This is a genomic window from Caulobacter radicis (assembly GCF_003094615.1).
In the GTDB taxonomy this organism is placed as follows: Bacteria; Pseudomonadota; Alphaproteobacteria; order Caulobacterales; family Caulobacteraceae; genus Caulobacter; species Caulobacter radicis.
The window spans coordinates 24,462-45,487 of the sequence record NZ_QDKO01000003.1 but is presented as its reverse complement, the minus strand read 5'-3'; the positions used below and the strand labels follow the sequence as shown (position 1 = coordinate 45,487).

At 70.5% G+C, this 21,026-nt stretch carries 22 protein-coding genes and 1 tRNA gene; 13 read left to right on the top strand and 10 right to left on the bottom strand.

Translation table 11 applies throughout. The annotated features are described in order from the left end of the window. Positions 1 to 89: 89 nt before the first annotated feature. The 10 genes from DDF62_RS00240 to DDF62_RS00195 are packed head-to-tail and all read left to right on the top strand — an operon-like array spanning position 90 to position 9,442. Positions 90 to 2,000: a TonB-dependent receptor plug domain-containing protein gene (locus tag DDF62_RS00240; protein WP_116487234.1), complete on the top strand. Its 1,911-nt coding sequence runs from the start codon at positions 90 to 92 to the stop codon at positions 1,998 to 2,000. Further along, on the top strand, positions 2,000 to 2,986 hold the full coding sequence (cobD, locus tag DDF62_RS00235; protein WP_116487233.1) for a threonine-phosphate decarboxylase CobD: 987 nt from the start codon (positions 2,000 to 2,002) through the stop codon (positions 2,984 to 2,986). The genes DDF62_RS00240 and cobD overlap by 1 nt, the downstream gene beginning before the upstream one ends. Beyond that, complete coding sequence (gene cobO / locus DDF62_RS00230; RefSeq protein WP_116487232.1) at positions 2,983 to 3,585, top strand: cob(I)yrinic acid a,c-diamide adenosyltransferase; 603 nt, start codon at positions 2,983 to 2,985, stop codon at positions 3,583 to 3,585. Before cobD ends, cobO begins: the two co-directional genes overlap by 4 nt. Then, entirely contained in the window at positions 3,582 to 4,439 is an 858-nt protein-coding gene (locus tag DDF62_RS00225; protein ID WP_165832132.1) for an ABC transporter substrate-binding protein, read from the top strand. Before cobO ends, DDF62_RS00225 begins: the two co-directional genes overlap by 4 nt. Next, positions 4,436 to 5,422, top strand: coding sequence for a FecCD family ABC transporter permease (locus DDF62_RS00220; RefSeq protein ID WP_116487231.1), 987 nt, complete (start codon positions 4,436 to 4,438; stop codon positions 5,420 to 5,422). Before DDF62_RS00225 ends, DDF62_RS00220 begins: the two co-directional genes overlap by 4 nt. Next, a complete protein-coding gene (locus tag DDF62_RS00215; RefSeq protein ID WP_116487230.1) occupies positions 5,419 to 6,216 on the top strand; it encodes an ABC transporter ATP-binding protein in 798 nt (265 codons plus the stop codon). The genes DDF62_RS00220 and DDF62_RS00215 overlap by 4 nt, the downstream gene beginning before the upstream one ends. After that, positions 6,209 to 7,165, top strand: a complete 957-nt coding sequence (cbiB, locus tag DDF62_RS00210; RefSeq protein WP_116487229.1) for an adenosylcobinamide-phosphate synthase CbiB — start codon at positions 6,209 to 6,211, stop codon at positions 7,163 to 7,165. Before DDF62_RS00215 ends, cbiB begins: the two co-directional genes overlap by 8 nt. Then, positions 7,162 to 8,187, top strand: coding sequence for a nicotinate-nucleotide--dimethylbenzimidazole phosphoribosyltransferase (gene cobT / locus DDF62_RS00205; RefSeq protein ID WP_208866793.1), 1,026 nt, complete (start codon positions 7,162 to 7,164; stop codon positions 8,185 to 8,187). Before cbiB ends, cobT begins: the two co-directional genes overlap by 4 nt. After that, on the top strand, positions 8,184 to 8,942 hold the full coding sequence (gene cobS / locus DDF62_RS00200; protein ID WP_244286655.1) for an adenosylcobinamide-GDP ribazoletransferase: 759 nt from the start codon (positions 8,184 to 8,186) through the stop codon (positions 8,940 to 8,942). The genes cobT and cobS overlap by 4 nt, the downstream gene beginning before the upstream one ends. Continuing rightward, positions 8,939 to 9,442 carry a tyrosine phosphatase family protein gene (locus DDF62_RS00195; protein ID WP_116487228.1) on the top strand — a complete coding sequence of 168 codons (504 nt, stop codon included), beginning with the start codon at positions 8,939 to 8,941 and terminating at the stop codon, positions 9,440 to 9,442. Before cobS ends, DDF62_RS00195 begins: the two co-directional genes overlap by 4 nt. On the opposite strand, the gene DDF62_RS00190 is transcribed toward DDF62_RS00195, so the two are convergent. From DDF62_RS00190 to DDF62_RS00175, 4 genes are read right to left on the bottom strand one after another with little or no spacing between them, the layout of a single operon-like run. Next, positions 9,436 to 10,431 carry a Csu type fimbrial protein gene (locus DDF62_RS00190; RefSeq protein WP_116487227.1) on the bottom strand — a complete coding sequence of 332 codons (996 nt, stop codon included), beginning with the start codon at positions 10,429 to 10,431 and terminating at the stop codon, positions 9,436 to 9,438. The genes DDF62_RS00195 and DDF62_RS00190 overlap by 7 nt on opposite strands. Continuing rightward, a complete protein-coding gene (locus tag DDF62_RS00185) occupies positions 10,406 to 12,805 on the bottom strand; it encodes a fimbria/pilus outer membrane usher protein (RefSeq protein WP_116487226.1) in 2,400 nt (799 codons plus the stop codon). The genes DDF62_RS00190 and DDF62_RS00185 overlap by 26 nt, the downstream gene beginning before the upstream one ends. Continuing rightward, on the bottom strand, positions 12,783 to 13,490 hold the full coding sequence (locus DDF62_RS00180; protein WP_116487225.1) for a fimbrial biogenesis chaperone: 708 nt from the start codon (positions 13,488 to 13,490) through the stop codon (positions 12,783 to 12,785). The genes DDF62_RS00185 and DDF62_RS00180 overlap by 23 nt, the downstream gene beginning before the upstream one ends. Position 13,491: 1 nt before the next feature. Next, positions 13,492 to 13,944, bottom strand: coding sequence for a Csu type fimbrial protein (locus tag DDF62_RS00175; protein WP_243410587.1), 453 nt, complete (start codon positions 13,942 to 13,944; stop codon positions 13,492 to 13,494). On the opposite strand from DDF62_RS00175, the gene DDF62_RS26435 reads away from it, so the two are divergent. Together DDF62_RS26435 and DDF62_RS00170 are read left to right on the top strand one after the other, a co-directional pair. After that, on the top strand, positions 13,943 to 14,068 hold the full coding sequence (locus DDF62_RS26435) for a hypothetical protein (RefSeq protein WP_276310639.1): 126 nt from the start codon (positions 13,943 to 13,945) through the stop codon (positions 14,066 to 14,068). The genes DDF62_RS00175 and DDF62_RS26435 overlap by 2 nt on opposite strands. A gap of 534 nt (positions 14,069 to 14,602) precedes the next feature. Beyond that, complete coding sequence (locus DDF62_RS00170; protein ID WP_116487224.1) at positions 14,603 to 14,797, top strand: DUF3606 domain-containing protein; 195 nt, start codon at positions 14,603 to 14,605, stop codon at positions 14,795 to 14,797. Between the two features lie 6 nt (positions 14,798 to 14,803). Here DDF62_RS00170 and DDF62_RS00165 read toward each other — a convergent pair. Continuing rightward, a tRNA-Ile gene (locus DDF62_RS00165) sits at positions 14,804 to 14,879 on the bottom strand. 157 nt (positions 14,880 to 15,036) lie between these two features. On the opposite strand from DDF62_RS00165, the gene DDF62_RS00160 reads away from it, so the two are divergent. Beyond that, on the top strand, positions 15,037 to 15,774 hold the full coding sequence (locus DDF62_RS00160) for an SIMPL domain-containing protein (RefSeq protein ID WP_116487223.1): 738 nt from the start codon (positions 15,037 to 15,039) through the stop codon (positions 15,772 to 15,774). Positions 15,775 to 15,836: 62 nt separating this feature from the next. On the opposite strand, the gene DDF62_RS00155 is transcribed toward DDF62_RS00160, so the two are convergent. From DDF62_RS00155 to DDF62_RS00135, 5 genes are all read right to left on the bottom strand, one after another. Continuing rightward, a complete protein-coding gene (locus DDF62_RS00155; protein ID WP_116487222.1) occupies positions 15,837 to 16,304 on the bottom strand; it encodes a hypothetical protein in 468 nt (155 codons plus the stop codon). After that, the gene (gene panD / locus DDF62_RS00150; RefSeq protein ID WP_116487221.1) at positions 16,304 to 16,660 is read right to left on the bottom strand and encodes an aspartate 1-decarboxylase; all 357 of its coding nucleotides are present in this window, start codon (positions 16,658 to 16,660) and stop codon (positions 16,304 to 16,306) included. The genes DDF62_RS00155 and panD overlap by 1 nt, the downstream gene beginning before the upstream one ends. A 147-nt stretch (positions 16,661 to 16,807) precedes the next feature. Next, positions 16,808 to 17,554, bottom strand: a complete 747-nt coding sequence (locus DDF62_RS00145) for an alpha/beta hydrolase (protein WP_244286654.1) — start codon at positions 17,552 to 17,554, stop codon at positions 16,808 to 16,810. Between the two features lie 71 nt (positions 17,555 to 17,625). Then, positions 17,626 to 19,416, bottom strand: coding sequence for a long-chain-acyl-CoA synthetase (locus tag DDF62_RS00140; protein ID WP_116487220.1), 1,791 nt, complete (start codon positions 19,414 to 19,416; stop codon positions 17,626 to 17,628). A 212-nt stretch (positions 19,417 to 19,628) separates the two neighbouring features. Continuing rightward, positions 19,629 to 21,008, bottom strand: a complete 1,380-nt coding sequence (locus tag DDF62_RS00135; protein WP_116487219.1) for a class II 3-deoxy-7-phosphoheptulonate synthase — start codon at positions 21,006 to 21,008, stop codon at positions 19,629 to 19,631. Positions 21,009 to 21,026 lie beyond the last annotated feature (18 nt).

The window sequence follows — 21,026 nt, the reverse complement described above, 5'->3', positions numbered from 1 at the left end:
TACGATCGGGTTCTTCCCCGCATGACGACGTTGGTCCGGGCGTGTTCCTCGTGGAGCACGCTCCTTCTTGTCGCGCACGGAGGAACGACATGCGCCTTGTTTCCCTGCTGGCCCTCGCGGCCGCAGTTCCCGCCCTCGCCCTGCCCGCCTACGCCATGGCCGATGACGCCGCGGCGGTCGACCAGGTGGTGGTCACCGCCAGCCGCGGTCCCGAGAACCTGTCGGAAGTCTCGACCAGCATGACGGTGATCGACGCCGAAGCGCTGAAGAAGGCCCAGGCCGTGGTGGTTTCCGACCTGCTGTCGCGCACCGCGGGCGTGACCGTCACCCGCAACGGCGGCGTCGGCGGCTCGACCCAGCTGCGCATCCGCGGCGCCGAGACCGACCAGACCGTGGTGCTGATCGACGGCGTCAAGCTGAACGATCCGTCCTCAACGGGCGGCGGCTACAACTTCGCCACCCTGCTGGCCGGCAACATCAACCGCATCGAAGTGCTGCGCGGCTCGCAGTCGACCCTGTGGGGCAGCCAGGCCATCGGCGGCGTGGTCAACATGATCACCGCCGTGCCGACCGGCCCGCTGGGCGCCACCGTGTCGGCCGAGGCCGGCTCGCGCGACACCGCCTACGGCCATGCCGCCGTCAGCACCGGCGGCGACTGGGGCGGCTTCCGCCTGGCCGGCGCCTACTACACCACCGACGGCGTCTCGGCCTTCGGCAAGTCGTACGGCGGCAAGGAGAAGGACGGCTATCGCAACGCCGCGATCAGCAGCCGCCTGGACCTGAACGTCACCGACTGGGCCGCTGTCGACCTGCGCGCCTCGTACGCCGCGGCCAAGAACGAGTTCGACGGCTTCCCGGCCCCGCTGTTCGCCTTCGCCGACAGCCCCGAATACGGCAAGACCAAGGAGCTGGTCTCCTACGCCGGCGTGCGCCTGAGCGCCTTCGACGGCGCCCTGAAGAACCGCCTCGGCTACGGCTACACCCAGACCGATCGCGACAACTTCGATCCCAGTTCGACCGTGCCGAAGACCTTCGACGCGCGCGGCACCAACAGCCGCTTCGAATACCAGGGCACCTGGACGATCAACGACGCCCTGCGCGCCACCTTCGGCGCCGAGACCGAGCGCTCGTGGTTCCGCACCGCCTCGCCCTCGACCTTCGCCCCGAACCCGACGCCCGACCGTCACGCGGCCAGCACCGACAGCCTGTACCTGCAGCTGCAGGCCAAGCCGGTCGCGGGCCTGACCCTGACCGGCGGCGTGCGCCAGGAAGACCACTCGGCCTTCGGCGACGCCACCGTCTACCAGGCCGGCGCCACCTATTCGCCCAATGACGGCGTGACCGTGTTCCGCGCCAACTACGGCGAAGGCTTCAAGGCCCCGTCGCTGTACCAGCTCTACAGCATCTACGGCGATCGCAACCTGAAGCCGGAAGAGTCCGAGAGCGTCGACCTGGGCGTCGAGCACAGCGTGCTGGACGGCCGCGTGCGCGCCGGCGTGACCTGGTTCCACCGCGACATCACCAACCAGATCGACTTCGTCTCGAACAACAACCCGCCGAACTACGGCGGCTACGCCAACTTCGCCAAGACCGAGACCAGCGGCGTCGAGCTGGAAGCCACGATCGAGGTGACGTCGGCCCTGCAGGTGAGCGCCAACTACACCAACATGGACGCCATCAACCGCTCGGCGACCAACAACGGCAAGCGCCTGCCGCGCCGCCCGAGCGAGACGGCAAACCTGAACGCCGACTACGACTGGAAGAGCGGCCTGACCACGGGCGTGTCGGTGCAGTACGTGGGCGAGAGCTACGACAACGCCACCAACGCCCGCCGCCTGAAGAGCTACGCCCTGTTCGACCTGCGCGCGGCCTATCCGGTCAATGAGCAGTTCGAGGTGTTCGGCCGCGTCGAGAACCTCTTCGACAAGGAATACCAGACCATCTACCGCTACGGCTCGGTGGGCCGCGGCTTCTTCGCCGGCGTTCGGGCGAAGTTCTGATGAGCGGCTCGCCGGCGTCCCTTTCCGGACACGGCGGCCGCCTGGCGGCGGCGCGGGCGCGTTTTCCCAACGCGCCCGCGCCGTGGCTCGACCTGTCGACGGGGATCAATCCCCGACCCTATCCGGTTCCGCCCCAGGCCTTCGAGGACTGGGGCCGCCTGCCCGATCCGGCCGATCTGCTGAAGCTGGAAGCCGTGGCCGCGCGGGCTTTCGGCGTCGACGACCCGAGCCGGGTCGTCGCCCTGCCCGGCAGCGAGACCGCGATCCGGCTGCTGCCCAAGATCCTGCCGCGCGGGCGGGTAAGCCTGCCCCTGCCCACCTATTCCAGCCACGCCCACGCCTGGCGGCGCGTCGGCTCCGAACTGGTCGCCGATCCGGCCCAGGCCGACGTCTGCGTGGTGGTGAACCCCAACAATCCCGACGGCCGCAGCCTGGCGCCCGAGGCGGTGCTGGCGCTGGGCCAGCGCGGCGCGGTGGTCGACGAGGCCTTCGTCGAGTGCGAGCCGTCGCTGTCGGTGGCGCGCTTCGCCGGCGCGCCCGGCCACGAGCGGCTGGTGGTGCTGCGCTCGTTCGGCAAGTTCTACGGCCTGGCCGGCCTTCGGCTGGGCTTCGTCGTCGCCCGCCCGGCCCTGGCGCGCCGCCTGCGCGACACCCTGGGCGAATGGCCCCTATCCGCGCCCGCCATGGCGGCGGGCCTGGCCGCCTATCCCGACACCGCCTGGGCCGACGCCACCCGCGCCAGCCTGGCCGACGACGCCGCGCGGCTGGACGCTCTGCTGGCCGCCTCGGGCTTCGAGGTCGTCGGCGGAACCAGCCTGTTCCGCCTGGCGCGCGTCGCCGACGCCCCGGCCCGTTTCGAGGCCCTGGCGCGCGCCGGCATCCTCACCCGCCCCTTCGACCACGACGCCGGCCTGCTACGCTTCGGCCTGCCCGGATTCGACGCCGACTGGGCGCGCCTGGCCGCCGCCCTGGAGACTTCGCGATGACCGACGAGAACACCCAGCACGCCGAGGCCATGCGCGCCCTGAAGGCCGAGCGCGAAGAGCTGATGAAATCCAAGACGCTCGAGAAGGGTCTGCTGCTGGTGCACACGGGCGACGGCAAGGGCAAGTCCTCGGCCGGCTTCGGCATGGTCGCCCGCTCGCTGGGCTGGGGCATGCAGGTGGGCGTGGTGCAGTTCATCAAGGGCAAGTGGAAGACCGGCGAGCGCCTGTTCTTCAGCCGCTTTCCCGACCAGGTGCGCTATCGCGTGATGGGCGAAGGCTTCACCTGGGACACCCAGGACCGCGAGCGCGACATCGCCGCCGCAAAGGCCGCCTGGGAAGAGTCCAAGGCGATGATCGCCGATCCGACGCTGGACTTCGTGCTGCTGGACGAGATCAACATCGCCCTGCGCTACGACTATCTCGACATCGACGAGGTGGTGGAAGTGCTGAAGGCCCGCCCCAACGACAAGCACGTCTGCCTGACCGGCCGCAACGCCAAGCCGCAGCTTCTGGAGATCGCCGACCTGGTCACCGAGATGACCCTGGTCAAGCATCCCTTCGAACAGGGCTTCAAGGCCCAGCGCGGGGTCGAGTTTTGACGCCGCTGAGCCGTCGCACGGCGCTGGGCGCGGGCCTGGCGGTCGGGCTCGGGGCGGGCTCGTCGCGGGCGGCGGCGCGCAAGCCGCGCCTCGTCTCGCTGAACCCGTGCCTCGACGGCGTGCTGGTCGAGGTGGCCGACCGCGACCAGATCGCGGCGCTGAGCCACTATGCCCGCGACCCGCAGCAGTCGAGCATAGCCGAGCGCGCCAAGAGCTATCCGATCACCTACGAGAGCGCCGAAGAGGTGATCGCGCTGCGGCCCGACGTGGTGCTGAGCGCCGCCCACTCCTCGCCCGCCACGCGGGCGGCGCTGAAGCGGCTGGGCGTGCGGGCCGAGCTCTTCAAGGTGCCCAACAGCTGGGCCGAGAACCAGGCCGACATCCGCCGCATCGCCGACGCCGCCGGTCACCCGGAACGCGGCGAGGCGCTGATCGCCCGCATCGACCGGGCTCTGGCCGCCTCGGCCCCGCCGCCAGGCGCCAGGCCCCTGGAGGCGCTGGTGTTCCAGCCCAACGGCTTCGCGGCCGGCGAAGGCACGCTGGTCGACGAGATGATGAAGCGCGCCGGTTTCGTGAACGTCGCCAGCCGCTATGGCCTGAAGAAGTGGGGCAATGTCTCGCTGGAACGCCTGCTGGCCGATCCGCCGCAGGTGCTGCTGGCCGGCCAGGCGCGGCCCGACGCCCCGACCTGGGCCGAGCGCATGCTCGGCCACCCCGCCCTCGCCAGCGTGAGCCATCGCATGACCCGCGCCACCTTCCCCGAACGGCTGCTCTATTGCGGCGGCCCCACCCTGATCGACACCGCCGCCACTCTGGCGGCCGCTCGCCGCCAAGTGCTGAAAGCCCGCACATGAGCCATTCCCGCCGTTCCTGGCTGCTGATCGGCGGCCTCCTGCTGGCCATAGCCGTCCTGTTCGGCCTGTCGCTGATGAGCGGCCGGGTCTGGGCGCCGTGGAGCGCCTGGGTCGACCGCGCCGATCCGCGCTGGGCGATCATCTTCGAGCTTCGCCTGCCGCGAACCGTGCTGGCCGTGGCCATTGGCGCGGCGCTGGGCCTGTCGGGCGCGGCGATGCAGGGCTACACCCGCAACCCGCTGGCCGATCCGGGCGTGCTGGGCGTGTCGTCCATGGCCGCGCTGGGCGCGGTGATGAGCCTTTATCTGGGCCTGGCCTTCACCGCGACCTGGCTGCTGCCGGCCTGCGCGATCCTGGGCGCGGGCCTGGGCGTCGTGCTGATGCTGGCCCTGGCCGGGACCACCGGCGGCACGGTGACCTTCCTGCTGGCCGGCGTGATCCTCAACACCGTGGCCAGCGCCGGCGTCGCCCTTGCCCTGTCGCTGGCCCCCAATCCCTGGGCGGCGCAGGAGATCATCAGCTGGCTGCTCGGATCGCTGGCCGACCGCAGCGTCGAGGAGGTGCGGCTGGCCGTGCCGCTGATCGTCGTGGGCCTGGCCATCCTGCTGACCCTGCGCAAGTCGCTGGACGCCCTGACCCTGGGCGAGACCGGGGCCGTGGCGCTGGGGGTCAACCTGTCGGCCGTGCGGGTGATCCTGGCCGTGGGCGTCGGGATAGCCTCGGGCGCCAGCGTGGCGGTGACGGGACTGATCGGCTTCGTCGGCCTGATCGCTCCACACCTGGTGCGCCCGCTGGTCGGACACCGGCCGGGCGCCCTGCTCATCCCCTCGGCGCTGGCCGGCTCGGCCCTGGTGCTGGCGGCCGACATCGTCGTGCGGCTGACGCCATCGGCGGCGGAGATGCGGCTGGGCGTGGCCACCGCCGCCGTTGGCGGGCCGTTCTTCCTGGCCCTCCTGATTTCCATGCGCCGGAGGCTCGCATGACCGCCCCCCCCATCTCCGGCGCGACGCTTTCCGCCGACAACCTGACCGTTTCGCTGGGCGGCCGCGCCGTGCTGCACGGCGTCAGCGCCGAGTTCCGGGCCGGCGAGGTCACCGCCGTGGTCGGCCCCAACGGCGCGGGCAAGTCGACCCTGCTCGCGTGCCTGGCGGGCCTGCGCAAGCCCGACGCCGGCAGCGTCAGCCTGGAGGGCGCGCCGCTGGCCGCCCTGTCGCACCGCGAGCGCGCCCGCAAGATCGGCTTCCTGCCGCAGACTCCGGAAGTGGCCTGGGCCGTCGACGTCGAGACCCTGGTCGGCCTTGGCCGCACGCCCCACAGCGGCATGCGGGGCCTGTCCGAAGCCGACCGCCTGGCCGTGGCCCGGGCGCTCAAGCACACCGACCTGGAGGAGCTCGCCCTTCGCGAGGTCAAAAGCCTTTCGGGCGGCGAGCGCGGCCGGGCGCTGTTCGCCCGCGTGCTGGCTGGCGAACCGAGCTGGCTGCTGGCCGACGAGCCGCTGGCGGGCCTGGATCCCGGCCACCAGCTGGACGCCGTGGACCTGATGCGCGGCTTCGCCGCCCAGGCCGGCCAGGGCGTGGTCATGACCCTGCACGACCTGGCCATCGCCGCGCGGCTGGCCGACCGGGTGCTGGTGCTGGTGGACGGGCGACTGATCGCCGACGGTCCGCCGCGCGAGGCGCTAACGCCGGACGTGCTGGCCCGCGCCTATGGAGTCACGGCAAGAGTGGTCGAGGGCCAGTCGGGCCCGCTGATCGAACTCGTGGGACGCCATGGCTGAACCCCTGCTGCTCGCGCCTCCGCTGGCCCTGCTGATCGAGGCCCTGGTCGGCTATCCGCAAGGCCTGCACAAGGCCATGCCGCATCCGGTCACCTGGATCGGCAAGGCGATCGAGGCGATGGAGCGGCGGTGGAACCGGCCCGAGCGCAGCGAGGTCCGCCGCAAGGAACTGGGCGTCGTCACCGTGGCGATCCTGGTCGGGGCCGCGATCCTGGTCGGCAGCATCCTGGAGGCGGCCTTCGACAGCGGCCTGTTGGCGACGCTGGCCGTCGCGCTGCTGGCGACGCTGGGCCTGGCCCAGCGCAGCCTGCACCAGCACGTGATGGCCGTGCTCGACCCGCTGGAAGGCGGCGACCTGCCCGCCGCCCGCGAGGCGGTGAGCAAGATCGTCGGGCGCGACGTCGACGACCTTGATCTGCACGGCGTGACCGCCGCGGCGCTGGAGAGCCTGGCCGAGAGCTTCAACGACGGGGTCGTAGCCCCGGCCTCGTGGCTGACCCTGTTTGGCCTGCCCGGCCTCTTCGCCTACAAGGCGGTGAACACCGCCGACAGCCAGATCGGACACATGGAGCCGCGCTGGCGATCGTTCGGCTGGGCGGCGGCCAAGACCGACGACGTGATGAACTGGGTTCCCGCGCGCCTGGCCGGCGGCCTGATCTGCGTGGCGGCCGGCTGGAAGGGCTGGGCGACCATGCGCCGCGACGCCAGGAAGCACGCCTCGCCCAACGCCGGCTGGCCCGAGGCGGCCATGGCCGGCGCGCTGGGCGTCAAGCTGGGCGGTCCGGCCCGCTACGACGGCCAGACCTCCCAGCGCCCAAGCTTCGGCGACGGCCGCGCGCCCGACCTGACTGACCTGCGCCGGGGCCTGCGGATCTACCGCCGGGCCTGCGCCTTGCTGTGGCTGCTGGTCACCCTGCTGTGCCTGGGCGGCTGGAGACTGACCCAATGACCTTCACGCCCCCGTCCATCGCGGCCGTCGACCACGCGCTTGAGCCCCGGCTGCGCGCCAAGCTGGACGGCAAGGCCAAGCCGCCGGGCTCTCTGGGACGGATCGAAGACCTGGCCGTGCGCCTGGGCCTGATCGCGAACGACCTGGCGCCCCTGGCCGACCGTACGGCGCTGCTGGTGTTCGCCGGCGACCATGGCCTGACCGAGGAAGGCGTCGCCAGCTATCCGTCCAGCGTGACCGTCGCCATGGTCGGCCTGTTCCTGTCGGGCCGCTCCAGCGTCAACGCCTTCGCCAAGGCGACCGGCGTGTCGGTCAAGGTGGTCGACGCCGGCGTCGCCGCCGAGCTGGCGGCGCATCCGGACCTGATCGACGCCAAGGTGCGCCTGGGCGCCCGCAACGCCGCCCGCGAGGCGGCCCTGACGCGCCAGGAAACGCATCTGGCCCTGACGCGCGGGATCGAGATCGCCGGCCGCGCCCTGGACGAAGCCGACGTGCTGGCCATCGGCGAGATGGGCATCGGCAACAGTTCGGCCGCCGCCCTCGTCATGCATCGCCTGGCCCCCGCCCCGCTGGACGCCTGCATCGGCCAGGGCACGGGCCACGACGCCGACGGGCTGGCGCGCAAGGCCGCCGCCATCGCCCGCGCCGCCGCCCGCAGCGACGCCGAGGACCCGTTCTCGGTGCTGGCGGAGTTCGGCGGCTGCGAGATCGCCATGATGGCCGGCGCGGTGCTGGGCGCGGCCGCGCGGCGGCGTCCGGTGCTGATCGACGGCTTCATCGCCACCGCCGCGGCCCTGGCGGCCGTGCGCCTGGCCCCAGAGGCCCTCGACTACTGCGTCTTCGCCCACGGTTCGGCCGAGAAGGGCCACGCGGCGATGCTGGCGGCGCTCGGCGCCGAGCCCCTGCTCGACCTTGGCCTGAGGCTGGGCGAAGGCACCGGCGCGGTGCTGGCCGCCCCGTTGGTGGCGGCGGCCGCCAACCTGCTGACGCAGGTGGCCGACCTGGCCGACGTGCTGGGATGATCGGCCGTCAGGTCCAGCTATTGCTTTGCGCGGCGCAGTTCCTGACCCGCCTGCCGACCCCGCCCCTGCGCGGCTTCGAGCCCGACTGGATCACCCGCTCGGCGCGCTACTTCCCGCTGGTCGGCCTGCTGGTCGGCGGCGTCTGCGCGCTCGCCCTGCTGGCGGCGAGCCAGGTCTGGAACGGCTGGGTTCCAGCCCTGCTGGCCCTGGGCGCCGGCCTGCTGCTGACCGGCGGCTTCCACGAGGACGGCCTGGCCGACACCGCCGACGGCCTGGGTGGCGGCCAGACCCTCGAGCGTCGCCTGGAGATCATGAAGGACAGCCGCGTCGGGACCTACGGCGTGCTGGCCCTGGTCGTCGTGCTGGGCGCCAAGGCCGCGACCCTGGCGACGCTGACGCCGCTGAGCGCGGCGCTGGCCCTGCTGGCCGCGCACGGCGTCGGGCGCGTGGCGGCGGTGGCGACCATGGCCGCCCTGCCCCATGTCAGCGATCGCGCCGACGCCAAGTACAAGCCCGCGCCCGACGGCGTGAAGCCGGCCGAGGTGCTGGTGGCCGCGATCCTGGGCCTGTGGCCGCTGCTGCTGGCGCCGCCGCTGGGCGCACTGGCCGCGATCGGCCTCGCCGCCGCCTTCGCGCTCGCCATGGCCCTGTTGGCCCGTCGGCTGATCGGCGGCTATGTCGGCGACGTGCTGGGCGCGATCGAGCAGGTCGCCGAGCTGGGCGCCTTGCTGGGCCTGGCGGCCGTGCTGGCGTGATCCTGGCCGTCTGCCCCCTGAGCGGCCTTGCTGCGCACCTGGACGCGCACACCCCCTCGCATGTGGTCAGCCTGCTGTCGCCGACCGCCCAGGCGCCGGAGATCGCCGACGTCGAGCGCCTGCACCTGGCCTTCCACGACATCGCCGAACCGCGCGAAGGCCTGATCGCGCCGAGCGCGGCCATGATCGCGGACCTGCTGGCCTTCGCCGACGCCTGGGACCGCGCACGGCCCCTGCTGCTGCACTGCTACGCCGGGGTCAGCCGCTCGACGGCGGCGGCGTTCATCCTGGCCTGTCGCCTGGCGCCGGAGCGCGACGAGGGCGAACTGGCGGGGGCGCTGCGGTACCTATCGCCCTCCGCTACGCCCAATCCGCTGATGGTGGCCCTGGCCGACGCGGCGCTTGGCCGCGAGGGACGCATGGTCGCCGCCATCCAGTCCATCGGACGCGGCGCGGAAGCCTTCGAAGGCGAGGCCTTCGCCTGGGATCTTCGTCAGTAGGTGACCGTCGCGATCACCTGGTCGCCATAGGTCGCGGGCGACGGCGTGGTCTGGGCGGGGACGCGGCCATAGAGGGTCAGCGGCTGGGCGCCGCCGGTGCCGCTGCCGCCGACCGTAAGTCCCGCCCCGGTCCCCCAGGGCGATCCCCGCGCCTCGTCCTTGTAGATGCCGTAGGTGACGTACTGGCTGGCGGCCTTCATCCGACGGGCGGTGGCCGAGGTTCCCTGCTGGCCGTTGTCGAGGCCGATGGCGTAGGGCGTGTCCTTGGTGCAGGTCACCGACATGCCGGTCTGGGCGTCCTTGTTGGCGCTGAGCACGCCGACATTGCCGAAGCTGAGGTTGCCGGTCGTGATCGTGCAGTCGGCGATCAGGGTGGCGCTGAAGGTGAAGGTCGCCGGCGTCAGGGTCGAGCCGACGGTGACCCCCGCGCACGACAGGAGGTTCAGCCCCCAGAAGAAGGTCTGGCCGGTGAAGCTGGTGGTATAGGCGCCAGGCAGGGTCGTGGTGCTGGTCGACAGCCGCAGATAGACCGTCTGGTTGACGTTGATCGAACTGCCCGTGCCGGGATTGGCGGTGATGGTCGGCACCGTGCCGAACACCAGCAGCACCGACGAGCCCCAGGGCTGGGTGCGGCCGTTGTCCTGGTAGATCTGGAACGGCACGGTCGCCCCGCCAGGTCCGACCATGTAGCGCTGGCCAGAACCGTTGCTGCCGCCCGATCCCGCGTCGAGATTGGGGCACAGTGAAACCGGCAGCAGCGGCGTCAGGCCGGTGCAGCTGAAGTTGAGCGTGGCCGTGGCGTCGACATTGCCGGCCGTCAGCGGGCTGAGGGTCGAGCCGAGATTGACGCTGGAGATCGAGGCGTTGCAACTGGCGGCGGCCTGGGCCTTGGACGGCGCCCCGAACCAGGCCAGGGCCGCGACGAGCAGGCCGGCCAGCGCCAGGAGGCGCAGGCGCCAGAGCCTAGCGGCAGACGGCGTCGACGACATGCCGGCCTCCCTCGCTGGCGGCCGCGCCCAGGACCAGACGCGCGACGCACTCGTTGCCGTCCTCGACGACGACGCGCAGATCGCCGTCCGCGATGACGCCCGTCAGGAAGGTCTGGCCATCGTAGCCGACGATGGCGCGCTCGGACACGCCGGGGCGGATCACCTCGGCGCCCGGCGGCACGAAGCTGCCGTCAGGCCGGTGCAGGGTCAGCAGCACCGCCGGCGGGCTCTTGCCCACGCCGAAGCGAACGATCGCGCCGCCGCCGGCCATCGGGGTGACGGCGCGTTCGGTCTCGGCGGCCTCCAGTTCCAGCGGCAGGTCCTGGCTGTCGATCACCAGGCGATTGACCTCGAAGGCCTCCAGATTGCGCACCAGCAGCCTGCCGTTGCGATCGCTGCGGCCGACCCTCTGGTTCTGGTAGAGCACCGGCACGTCGGGCGCACCGACCTCGACCAGGGCGAAGGCGCCTTCCAGCCGGTTGGTCGCCGCGCTCACGCCGCCCAGCCACGCCACCGCGCCCTCGACCTGCACCTGGCCGCGGGCGGCGCCGTCGGCGTACTGCACCGCGCCAGAGACGCGGGCGCTGCGACCGCGATAGGCGCCTTGGAGCTCCGCGCCCTGCCGCGCGCCCTGCTCGATCCGGCCGCGCCAACCGTAGCTGCCCTCGACCTGGGTCTCGGCGCGGCTGGCCTCGACGAAGGCGACGGTGTCGCCGCCCTGGCTCTGGGCCCCGACGGTGGCCGAGCCGGTGGACCCCAGCGGAATGGAGATGCCCAGGAACGCGCCGGTGTCGCGCCGCTCCCCACGGCTGGCATAGGCGGTCACATAGGCCGTGACCCGATCTGCCAGGGTATGGCGCAGCGAGCCGCTCCAGACCTGGCGGCGCGGCCCCGAGGCCGGCGTCTGGCCGCTGTAGGAGGCGCTGACCACCGGAACGTCGCCGCTTCGCATCAGCCGCGCCAGACGAAGCGGCGTCGAGACCGTGACCTGGTCGATGGCGCGCGGCGGCTCGTCGCCGGCCATCCGCCAGTTGCGATAGAAGGACGGCCGCGAGGTGACGGCCGCCAGGTCGCGGTAGCCGTCCGAGGCCCTCATGCTCACGCCCGAGATGTAGAAGCCCGCGAACCGGCTGTCGAAGACCACGGCCGCCAGGGCGCCGCTACGGTCGTCGACACGGCTGGCGGCGACCGAGGCCGAAACCACGCCCAGCCCGCCAAACTGCGCCGTCGCCCCGCCCCCGCCCTGCACCAGGCCCGCGCCGGCCTCGAAGTGTCCCTCAAGCGTGAGGGCGTCCAGCACGCCATAGCGCAGGCTGGCCGAAACGATCGGCGATGCGGCGTAGTCGGCCGACTCCACGCCAAAGCCGCGGCGGGCGAACCCGGCCTCGGCCGAGAAGTCGGCCAGACCCTTGCGCAGCAGCAGAGGCGTGGCGAAGAACGGCGCGTCCACCGCCACCTGGCGGCCGGCGGCGTCGTTGAGCACCAGGCGCACGTTGCTGTAGCCCTGGGCCGACGGCAGGCCGTCGATGCGGATGGGCCCGGCCCCGACAGGCCGGCTGAGGATGCGGCTGTCGTTGACATAGAGCTCGAGCGTCGACGGCGCGGCGGCCGTGGCGGCCAGGCGCGGCGACGGCATGGTGACGATGTCGGGCCGGGTGGCGAAGTCGCGACGGATCTGGACGCCGGCCATGCGAATGGGCCGCGTCCAGGCGAAGCCGCCGTTGATGTAGTCGCCGCCACGCAGGCCCAGCATCCGCTTGGGATCATACCAGGACCAGGTGGTGTCGAGGCGCACGATGCGGGTCTCGTCGCCGACGTGGCTGGCCGAGACGCTGCTGGCCACGGCGCCGAACCGGCCGAAGACCCGGCCGTCGAGCGCCAGCCCGACGGCGTCCACGCCCAGGGCGTCGTCGGCGTCGACCTGGCCCGCGTCGGCCGAGACGATGTAGTTGAGCACCGCGCCCAGGTCCTGGCGCGGCGCGCCGGCGGCCTCGCGGCGAACCGACAGGTCGAAGCGCTGGATCGCCAGCTGGTCGATATCGGCTGTGACCACCAGACGCTGGCCCGGATCGTCATAGACGGCCGACAGCCCCGGGATCGCGGCCAGTTCCACCATGCCCATGCCGGAGGCGGCCAGGCCCACCGCGCGCATCTCGCCGGCCCGCATCCGCAGGCGGCCGTCGGCCTCGCGCTCCACGGCGGCCACGAGGCCGGTGTTGCGCCCGTTGATCCAGACTTCGAGTTGCAGGTCCTCGCGCAGGGTCGCGACAGCCTTGAGATCGGGGAGCGGCAGGTCCTGGGCCAGGGCGCAGGCCCCGTAGGCGGCGAAGACGGCGCTCAGGAGGGCCGCCTCAGTCGCTCTTGAGCGTCGCATCGATCGGCCCGGTATCGGTGTCGGCGATCAGCCGAACCCCGGCGGCGGGCTGGAAGGCCCCCGCGGGCCAGGAGACTTCCGCTCCAGGCAGAACATAGCCCACCAGGCCCTTGCGTTCGGCAAGGACCGCTCCGGAGGCGTCGCCGATCTTCAGATTGGCCAGACGCAGGCGGCGGGCGCCGGTGTTGCGGCCGACCAGGGCCGCGCCGCCGTCACCAGACGGTTGCAGCCGCCATTCGATCCGAGGCCGCTCGCGGCCGGACCCGAAGAACAGCGGAATGGAGTGGCGCATCAGCAGGGTCACCTGCCGGCCGGACTCGCTGAGCGGCGGCGGCAGTTCGTCGACGATCAGGCGGTAGGACTCCTCGCCCTCCGGCGGACGGCCGTCCAGGCGCACGACGCGGACCGTGCGGCTGGCGCCGGGCTCGACCTTGGCGATCGGCGGGCTGGCGACCACGCTCGTGGCGGGGGTCAGCACGTCGCGCCCATTGGCCTGGGACCAGCGGAACACCCGGATCTGGACGTTCAGCGGGGCGGCGTCGTCGTTCTGCAGCGTCAGGGTCGTCGCGTTCTGGCCCGCGGGCAGGTCCAGGCTCACGGGGCTGACGCGCAGCGACGCGGCGGTCGCTTGAGCGCCGCCGAGCGCGGCCAGGGCCAGACCGGCCAGGAGGACGACCGGGCGCATCTCAGTAGGTGATCGTCACCGCCACCAGGTCGCTGTAGGCGCCCTGGGCCGGCGTCGTCTGGGCCGAGACACGGCCGTAGGCGGTGTAGGACTGCACGGCGCCGTTACCGGTGCCGGCTTGGGTGTCGACATTCTGGGTCACACCCCAGACCTGGGTGCGGCTCGCGTCTCGGTAGAGGGCGTAGCCGACCGTGTCATTGGCGGCGCTGGTCATCTTGCGCGCGCCGACAGTCGCCCCGGTGCCCGCCCCGGCGCTCAGGGCGACCGTATAGGGCGTGGAATTGGTGCACTGGACGCCAATGGTGCTGGTGGTGTCGATGTTGGCGTCGATGACCCCGCGCGAGCCGAAGTCAACATTCGAGGCCGACTGCACCTTGCACTCGCCTTGAATGGTCAGGTTGACCTGAAAAGAACTCGACGCCGTCGCAGCAGTCGCCGAACCAGAAATCGCCATGAACGCCATCGTTCCTACGACGAAAACTGAAGTCGCTATTTTTTTCATGTCCGGCCGCCCCTTCTGGAAATTCGAACAGGATCTCACTCGCGTAAGACTTGCTGCGCTCGCCGTTGCCGAGTGATTAACGAGCATTAGGGGTAGCTGCGACAGCCGGTCGCGGAAGTTGCGCTCTCTCAGGTGGAGAGTTGGCGAATCCACCTCCCCCGGAAGTGGAGAAACGTCAATTTTCGGGACGTGCTTTGGTTGAGCGGTAAGGGAAACGCTGATTTTTGAACAATGTTATGTCGCGAACGACTGACATGGGTGAAAGTAGCGAAGCCAAACGCCTGGGACACCTGTCGCAGGGACGTTTTGTCGCAGCGGTCAAGACCCCGAAACCCGCCCCGATGCTCGCGATTTCGACGTCGATGGGCCGGGTTTCGACAAATCCGGCCGCCATTCTCCAAGCTTGGCGGGCGCTGAACGGACAGGATAACGACGTTCGATCGGCACTCCACCGCACCGCCTCTCGAATGGCGCGGCCCTCCTCCCCAGTATCTTGAGGCCGCCCGGCCGCCGTCTCGCCGCCACCCCGACAGGCGAGGCGGCGGCCGCATGCGGCGCCCGCGTGGAACGCGGCGGCGCTTTGCGGCTTCCTCCTCCAAAGGAGGCCGCCATGCCCCACGTCCGATCCGTCCCAGCCGCCCTGCCCGCCGAGGACGACGACAAGTCCATCGACCTGCGGGAGCCCCGCTCGGTCCGCTACTGGACCGAGACCCTGGGCGTCAGCGAGGAACAGCTCCACACCGCCTGCGAACACGCCGGCGCGTCGGTGGAGGAAGTGCGCAGGTATCTAGGCAGCAACAGCTGAGGGGGCTGGTAGGCCTGGAGGGACTCGAACCCCCAACCAGACCGTTATGAGCGGTCGGCTCTAACCATTGAGCTACAGGCCCCCATGCCGCGCGGGACGAGAGTCGGCGCGGGCGAGGACCGGTCGATTAGCATGGGCTGCACGCGGCTTAAAGGTGCGGTTCAGGTTGAGTTTGCGACAGGGGAACCAATCGCGGGTCGACGCACTGTTGGGTCCCCGCGCGCAGGAGAACAAGAACCATGATCCGCATCCGCTCGACCGTTCCGGCCCTGGCCGCCGCCGGCGCCGCTATCCTGGCCCTGTCGGCCGTCCCCGCGGCCGCCCAGGGCAATGACGCGGCCTTCCGCGCCACCACCTTCAACCTGTCGGCCTCGGGCGAAACCGCCATCGCGCCCGACATGGCCACCATCACCCTGGGCGTGCAGACCGAAGGCGCCAGCGCCGCCGCGGCCCTGTCGGCCAACGGGACGGCGATGAACAAGGTGATCGCGGCGCTGAAGAAGGCCGGCGTCGCCGAGCGCGACATCCAGACCTCGAACCTCAACGTCAATCCGCAGTACGTCTACGAGCAGAACCAGCCGCCGCGCCTGACCGGCTACCAGGCCAGCAACCAGGTGACGATCCTGGCGCGCGACCTGTCCAAGCTGGGCCAGACGGTGGACGCGGCCGCCTCGGCCGGCGCCAACACCGTCAGCGGCATCAGCTTTGGCCTGCAGAACCCGCAGAAGGCCGAGGACGAGGCCCGCATCAAGGCCGTCGCGGCCCTGAAGGCCAAGTCCGACCTCTATGCCCGGGCCACCGGCTACAAGGTGGTGCGCCTGGTCAGCCTGAACGAGGCCGGCGGCTACACCCCCTCGCCCCAGCCCGTGCCGATGTTCGCCATGGCCAAGCGCGAGATGGCCGATTCCACGGCGATCTCGGGCGGCGAACTGAAGGTGCGGGTCGAGGTCAGCGCCACCTACGAGGCGCAGCAGTAACGGCCAGGCTCAGTCCTGAAACCGGAAACCTCGCTCCCAACCGGGAGCGAGGTTTTCTTTCGTCAGAATCCGGCGCGGACGAAGGCGCGTTCGACGCGGTCCTGGATCTCGATGCCCGGCAGGGCGCGCTCGCCCTCCATGACCGCGAGGTAGCGCAGGCCGGAAGCTTCACGGCCCTTGCCGGCCGGCACCGGGCCCATGGCCCAGCCCACGCGGTTGGTCGGGCTGCTGTCGCAGCTGATGAACCTGGCCTCGCCGGCCAGGTTGGCCTTCAGCACGTCCTGGGCCGTCGAGGTCTTGCCCTCGCAGGTCGGCAGGTTGCGGGCGCAGGAGATATAGCCCCCGCCCGTCCACAGGACCTTGCCGCCGGGCTCGGCGATCAGCACGCAGGTCGAGGGCGAGCCGATGGCCCGACCCACGGCCTGGGTCAGGGCGTCCTCGTCCACGCCCTTGGGCAGCTTGGGGCCGCCGCAGCCGGCCAGCGCCAGGGCGCCGACCAGGACGAAAGCCGGGACGGCGCCGGGCCGCATCAGGCGGCCTGCTTGATGATGTTGCCCTCGTCGAGCAGCACGACGGTCGGGGCGTAGTTGCGCGCCTCCTCGGCCGGCATCTGGCAGTAGGTGACGACGATGACGGTGTCGTTCTTCTGCACCAGGCGGGCGGCGGCGCCGTTGACGCCGATCACCTTCGAGCCGCGCGGGGCCTCGATGGCGTAGGTGGTGAAGCGCGCGCCGGTGGTGATGTTGAGCACGTCGACCTGTTCGTTGGGCAGGATGCCCGAGGCGTCCAGCAGGTCGCGGTCGATGGCGATCGAACCTTCGTAGTCGAGGTCGGCCTGGGTCACCGTGGCGCGGTGCAGCTTGGCCTTCATCATGGTCAGAAGCATGGCGACGCCCCTTCTTATCTCGTTGAAACACTGGGATTTCGCGAGGTCGCCACACACATGACCCGCGTTCAGTCAGGGCCATATAGACAGGATGGGACGCAGGTTCAATCGCAGCGCAGCAAGGCGCGGTGGATGGTCGCGTGGGGATCAGCCCGCCTTGGCCTTCAGGAACCCCGTCATCTGGGCCAGGACCGGCGCCTTGCGACGGAACGGCCGCGACAGCGCCAGCAGCGGAGCGGCGTGGTCGAGACTGGGATAGACCTGCTCCTCGACGACCGCGCCCGCCTCGCGCAGGGCCTTGGCCAGCTTGCGAGTGTTGCGCGGTCGCACGGTCGTGTCCCCTTCTCCCGTGGCCAGGAAGGCGGCCGGCGCGCCGGCGCGGGCGAAACCGATCGGCTGGGTGGCCGGCAGGTCGTCGACGTGCCCGAAGGTGCGGGTAGTGATCTCGCCGTCCAGCGGCAGGAAGGCGTATGGCCCCGACAGGCCGGCGAAGGCCTTCACCACGCCGGACGGAACCTCGGCAGCCGCCAGGTGCGACGGGTCCAGGGCCAGCATGGCGGCGATGTAGGCCCCGGCCGAATGTCCGGCCAGCGACAGCCGGCCCGGGTCGCCGCCCAGGCGCGGCGCGTGTTCGAGCGTCCAGCGGACGGCCAGCGCCGCGTCCTCAAGGAAGGCCGGATAGCGGACCTCGGGATAAAGTCGATAGTCGGGCGTGACGACGACGAAACCCTGGGCGGCCAGGGCGCGCGCGGCCCAGCCGTAGTCCTTCCGGCGACCCGAGTTCCAGGCCCCGCCGTAGAAGAACACCAGCACCGGCCAGTCCCCTGCCCCGCTCGCCGGCACATGGACATCGAGCCGCTGGCGCGGGTGGTCGCCATAGGAAACCCCGCGCACCGGGCGGCGCGCGGGGTCCTTGGGCGTCAGGGTCGCGAAGATCGCCAGCGGCGACCAGGCTTCCGACAGGCTCAGAGCTTGAACCCGCCGGCCAGGATCTTGGTGTGGACCGCCTTGGTGACCTTCACATAGCCCTTGCCGGGCTCGCGGAAATACAGCGGATCCTTGATGACGGCCGGGTCGAAGCCCTCCTTCACCAGGTCGATCTTGCGATACTTGAAGGTGCCGGTGGTCTCGATCTCGGGCTGCAGGCGCACGAACACGGGACGGGCGTAGGCGGGCATCTCGCGGTCGACGTATTCGGCCAGGTTGTCGATCTCGAACTCGGGACCGACGACCAGCGAGGCCATGCCGGCCTTGCCGTCGAGATCGCCCACCGGCACGCCGTAGACGTTGATCTCCTTGACGCCCGGGAAGCCGGCGAGGCGTTCGGACACCTCGCTGGTGGCGACGTTCTCGCCCTTCCAGCGGAAGGTGTCGCCGATCCGGTCGACGAAGTAGATGTAGCCGTCGCTGTCCTGGCGCATCAGGTCGCCGGTGCGGAACCAGGCGTCGCCCTTTTCGAAGACGTCGTGCAGCACCTTCTTCTCGGTGGCGGCCTTGTCGGCGTAGCCGGTGAAGTTGGAGCGCGCGTCGCTGGCGATATGGCCGATGCACTCGCCGATCTCGCCGGGCTTGACCTCGATGCAGCAGCCGTTGGCGGAGCGCACCGGCGTCTCGGTCTCGACGTCGAACTTGACGATGCGGATGTTGAACTTCTTCTTCAGGTAGCCCGGCACCCGGCCGATCGCGCCGCGGCGGCCGTCGAAGTTGAACAGCGACACGTTGCCTTCGGTGGCGCCGTAGAACTCAAGCACCCCGCCCACCTTGAAGCGGTCGAGCATGTCGTCCCAGACGTCGGGACGCAGGCCGTTGCCGAAGATCAGGCGCAGCTTGTGTGCGCGCTCGAACTCGTTCTCGGGCTGGTTGGCCAGATAGCGGCACAGCTCGCCGATATAGACGAACATGGTGCAGTTCTCGGTGACCACGTCGCTCCAGAAGTGGGTGGCCGAGAACTTCTTGCGCAGCACGATGCTGCCGCCGTTCAGCAGGCCCGCCCCCATGGCGCAGAGGCCGCCGGTGGCGTGATAGAGCGGCAGGGTCACGTAGATGCGGTCGCTGGCGCGGGAGTCGGTCGAGCCGGCGAAGCCGCGCATGTAGAGCTGGGCGCGCATGTGGGTGATGCGCGCGGCCTTGGGCAGGCCCGTGGTGCCGCTGGTGAAGATGTAGAGGGCGGTGTCCTTGGCCACCAGGCCGTCGCGGGCGGTCAGGCGGTCGGGGCGCAGCTGGCTGCAGCTCTTCAGGGCGTTGACCAGGTCGCGCTGGTCGCCATGCACCGGACCCAGCACCCACTGCTGGATGTGGCGGCCCAGCTGCTCCTTGACGTCCTCGAAGCAGGGCGAGGTCTCGGTGTCGACGATGCAGTGCAGCGCCTGGGAGATGTTGAGGCAGTGCGCCAGCGCGGCGCCCGTCAGTTGGTTATTTATCAGAGCCGTGGCGACGCCGACCTTCGAAAGGCCGTACCAGATGGCCAGGTACTCGATCCGGTTGGGCATGAAGAGGGCGACGGTCTGGCCGCGGGTGATCCCCTGGCCCTTGGCCCAGTGCGCGTAGCGGTTCGCGATCGCGTCCAGCTCGGCATAGGTGATCGTCTTGCCTTCGAACGTGATGGCCGGATTGTTCCGCCACTTGTCGACCGCCGCTTCCAGATCGTCGCAGATCAGGTTGTCGCTGTCGGGCGCGATGGATTTCACACGCTTGAGGGTGCGGGTCAGCCCCTTCAGGAACCGCCACTCGCGCTTCAACTTGGCCTGCAGACGCATAAATTCACTCCCTTCAAACAACCATTGGAGAGCGCCGGGCTAGCGGTCAAGTCGTTGGAAGGTCTTGAGTGTGCATCTGCGAAAAGCAACCTCGCAATTGCGACAAATCTTTTCGCATGCCGTAAGGGCACTATTGAAAGGGCCCCGCGGAAATGATCCACGGGGCCCCTTTCGTCTCGAATCCGAGGTTGACCCTAAGGTCAGCCTGGCAGTCAGCCGTTGGCGACCTTGCGCTGGTGATCGCGCGCAGACTTCAGCTTCTCGGCCACCAGGAAGGCCAGCTCCAGGGCCTGCTCGCCGTTCAGGCGCGGGTCGCAGTGGGTATGGTAGCGGTCGGCCAGATCGGTCTCCGACACCGCGCGGGCGCCTCCCAGGCATTCGGTGACGTTCTGGCCGGTCATCTCCAGGTGCACGCCGCCCGGGTGGACGCCTTCCGAATGGGCCACTTCCACGAAGCTCTTCACTTCGGAGAGGATGCGGTCGAACGGACGGGTCTTGTAGCCGGTCGAGGCCTTCAGCGTGTTGCCGTGCATAGGATCGGTGGCCCAGACCACCGAACGGCCGTCGGCCTTGGTGGCCTTCATCAGGCGCGGCAGGCGGTCGGCGATCTTGTCGGAGCCGAAACGGCCGTACAGCGTCAAGCGGCCCGGCTCGTTGTTGGGGTTGAGCACGTCGATCAGGCGCAGAAGGTCGTCGCCCTCCATGGTCGGGCCGCACTTGAGGCCGATCGGGTTCTTCACGCCGCGCATGAACTCGATGTGGGCGCCGTCCAGCTGGCGGGTGCGCTCGCCGATCCACAGCAGGTGGGCGCTGGTGTCGTACCAGTCGCCCGAGGTGCTATCGACGCGGGTCATGGCTTCCTCGAAGCCCAGCAGCAGGGCCTCGTGGCTGGTGAAGAACTCCACGCGCTTCAGGTCGGGCTGGGTGTCGGGCGTGACGCCGACGGCCGACATGAAGGTCAGGGCCTCGGAGATCTTTTCCGACAGTTCGCGGTAGCGCGCGCCCTGCGGGCTGTCGCCGACGAAGCCCAGGGTCCAGCGGTGGATGTTGTAGAGGTCGGCATAGCCGCCACTGGCGAAGGCCCGCAGCAGGTTCAGGGTCGCCGCCGACTGGCCGTAGGCCTTGAGCAGGCGATCGGGGTCCGGAACGCGCTCGGCCTCGTTGAAATCCATGCCGTTGATGATGTCGCCGCGGTAGGACGGCAGGGTGGTCTCGCCGATCGTCTCGATCGGCTCCGAACGCGGCTTGGCGAACTGGCCGGCGATGCGGCCCACCTTCACCACCGGCTTGCCGCCAGCGAAGGTCAGCACCACCGCCATCTGCAGGATCAGGCGGAAGGTGTCGCGGATGTTGTCGGCGTGGAATTCCTTGAAGCTCTCGGCGCAGTCGCCGCCCTGCAGCAGGAACGCCCGACCTTCGGCCACGTCGCCCAGCAGGCTCTTCAGGCGGCGCGCCTCGCCGGCGAAGACCAGCGGCGGCATCTGACGGAGGGTCTGTTCAACACGCTCGACAGCGGCCGCGTCCGGATAATCGGTCGGCACGTGCTTGGCGGGTTTGGCTCTCCAGGTCGCGGGGGTCCACCGGGCGGTCATGATCTTCTCGAAGGTTCT